The 2398-nt window shown below is 44.1% G+C and carries 2 protein-coding genes; both read right to left on the reverse strand.

All coding sequences use genetic code 11. The annotated features are described in order from the left end of the window. Nucleotides 1–27: 27 nt before the first annotated feature. Nucleotides 28–462: a hypothetical protein gene (locus tag FNW02_RS37890; RefSeq protein ID WP_191762589.1), complete on the reverse strand. Its 435-nt coding sequence runs from the start codon at nt 460–462 to the stop codon at nt 28–30. A gap of 118 nt (nt 463–580) precedes the next feature. After that, on the reverse strand, nt 581–2236 hold the full coding sequence (locus FNW02_RS37895; RefSeq protein WP_191762590.1) for an IS1182 family transposase: 1656 nt from the start codon (nt 2234–2236) through the stop codon (nt 581–583). Between the last annotated feature and the right edge of the window lie 162 nt (nt 2237–2398).

Genomic DNA, 2398 nt, shown 5'->3' on the forward strand with positions numbered 1-2398 from the left:
GATACCGTTGGCGAATTCCCCAAGCAGCTAAACTGAACCGATTAGTTCAGAAATGAACCGATTGAGAGCCTTCTGAGCAGTTTTATACCCAGTAGCTTGCTTACCTAACTTCAGTTGGGACAAAATGCGATCGCGTAAAATTTCAAGTTCCTCTATCGCTAACCCAACAGACTGTTTTGCTGACTTATCAGATGTCCGATGAAACTCCCTCTGCGGTGTAATACTCGGTTGGGGTTCGGTTTCTGGTGGAGTGTCAGCTAAAAATTCTGAGTCTTCCCGTGTAATACTTGGTAGAGTGTTATGCCTAACAATGTGTTCTAAATAATCAGCACGGGTTAAGCCAAAACATTCAGAAGCAATACCAATAGCTTTCCAAGTATCATCTGTTAGTCGCAAAGAGCGTACTTCACGATAGTCATCATTCTTAAGCGCAAACTTTCCTTGAATATCCCGTTTGAACATCAACTTTACCGTGTATTACATCGTAAGTTTAACCGAGAAAGGCGATAATTAACCATGTATTACACGGGACAAGAGACATTTTTCTTGACGTTTGAGCAACAAGTAATCACGGGTATGGCTAGCACACAGTAGCGTCTGCCAGCCTTGCAAAGTGTGAGGAGCGAGTTTTAGCCAATGGGATATCCTCTAACCACGCGAAAACTCGACTTAGATTAATAGCAGCAGCCGTCAGAATATGCTGTAGATAAGTTTTAGCTAACCCAATATAACGGCAATCGCGCAATTCAAAAGCTCGAATTCCCTGAGAGATAGTTCCTTCAATGCCTGAGCGTAGTGCATACTGTTTTTGGAACTGTTCAGTTTTTTGTCGGTCTCTGGCTTTTTGAAGAGCTTGATAATCAGATTGCGCCTGTATAGTTAGCCCGCGAGGGTTTGTTTTTGCACGAGTACATTGATTCCGAACTGGACAAGCTAGGCAATCAAGCTGCCGAAACTCAACGTAAATTACAGGTTTACCGTAAACACTTTTATTCTTTTTCCAAAGGTAACTACGCTTACCTTGAGGACAATAGACCGCTTTCTGCTGCCAATCTATTTTAAAGTGAGATAAATCAAATCCTAGTCCAGCCTTTGCTTGCCATCCGACATTGAGAGCTACTGGCCCCAACAGGTCAATTTCATAGTCTCGCTCTGAGGTAGAAAGTAATTGTGCTGATGTGTATGCTTGGTCAACCAAATGCTGTTGAGGCAGGAGGTTTTTTTCGCCCAGGGCTTGGTGAATTGAGGGAACAACTGTTACGTCTTGAGTTGTGGCAGCAGTCGTTTCTACATGAGTGATCATGTGAGGTGAGTCTTCATCACAACTTTCTGTCAAATGCACTTTGTACCCTGTCCAGTTAGTAGTGCGTTTGGTGCTGTTACGGGCATCTAAATCATAGGGAGAGCGAATTCGTACCGCGCCCGGTGACCCATCTTTTTCGTTGCGTAACTGAATCTTGTCTGTTGGTGCATAGTATTGCTGTAACCAAACCTGACGCAAAACTTCTACGGCTGGCAGTTGTCGCAGTTCGGTGGGGGAAGTTTGGGAATAGATGTTATCGAGTAAATAAAAGCCATCGGCCCCAATTGTCTGGGCTAAAACTTCTCGCTCTGAAGCTGTTCTAGGCAATCGGGTATCTTCAAAACGTCTGCTATAGCGGTCATACCACTCGGCCGGAGCTAGTGACTTCAGCCAAATAGGTGCAACTTCAGCCACAGCATTCAAGGCATACCGCAGGGTTTCCCCCAAATGCTCCAGTCTTGTTAGGTCTCTAACTACTGTTAACACATGGGTTGAATCAGTGCGCTGTTTTCCTCTTGCTGAAAGCAGTTTCCGCTCAGTAAATTTCGACAGCATCAAGTCTAGTATTTGCTGCTCGACACCACCAGCGATTAATCTGTCGCGGAATTCGCTTAAAACACTAAAGTCAAAACCAGGGTCTGTCAACTCTAAGGACAAAGCATATTTCCAGTCAATCCGCCCTTGCACTGCAAGAGTTGCTTGTCTATCAGAGAGATTTTCTAAATATTGCATCACTAGTATCATCGCCAACCGCCAAGGTGCTTGCGCTGGCTGACCACGTTGCGGATAAAGTGATGCGAAGTCTTCATCCTGGTAAAAGACCCCAAGTTCATCACGCAGTCGCATATATAAATTACCTTTGGGGAACGCGGCTTTGGCTACACGTACTGTTTCATCAGGAATAGGAGGAATTTCTTCAGGATGTAAGCACATATACTGCCTCCACAGGTATTTCTTCTAGTTTATTGATTATTGAGGCAACTAACTTAATTTTTTTCTTTCCGTGTATTGCACGGAAAAGTATAACTCTCCTCTCCATGTAATACGCGGCAAACTTGGCGTTTTTTTGTTAAGCAATATTTCGCCAACGGTATC

The organism is Komarekiella delphini-convector SJRDD-AB1 (assembly GCF_014831675.1).
GTDB lineage: Bacteria > Cyanobacteriota > Cyanobacteriia > Cyanobacteriales > Nostocaceae > Komarekiella.

Excerpts from the sequence above, each read along its gene's own strand:
- FNW02_RS37895 (WP_191762590.1), bottom strand. The coding sequence starts at position 2,236 with ATGTGCTTACATCCTGAAGAAATTCCTCCTATTCCTGATGAAACAGTA.
- FNW02_RS37890 (WP_191762589.1), bottom strand. The coding sequence starts at position 462 with ATGTTCAAACGGGATATTCAAGGAAAGTTTGCGCTTAAGAATGATGAC.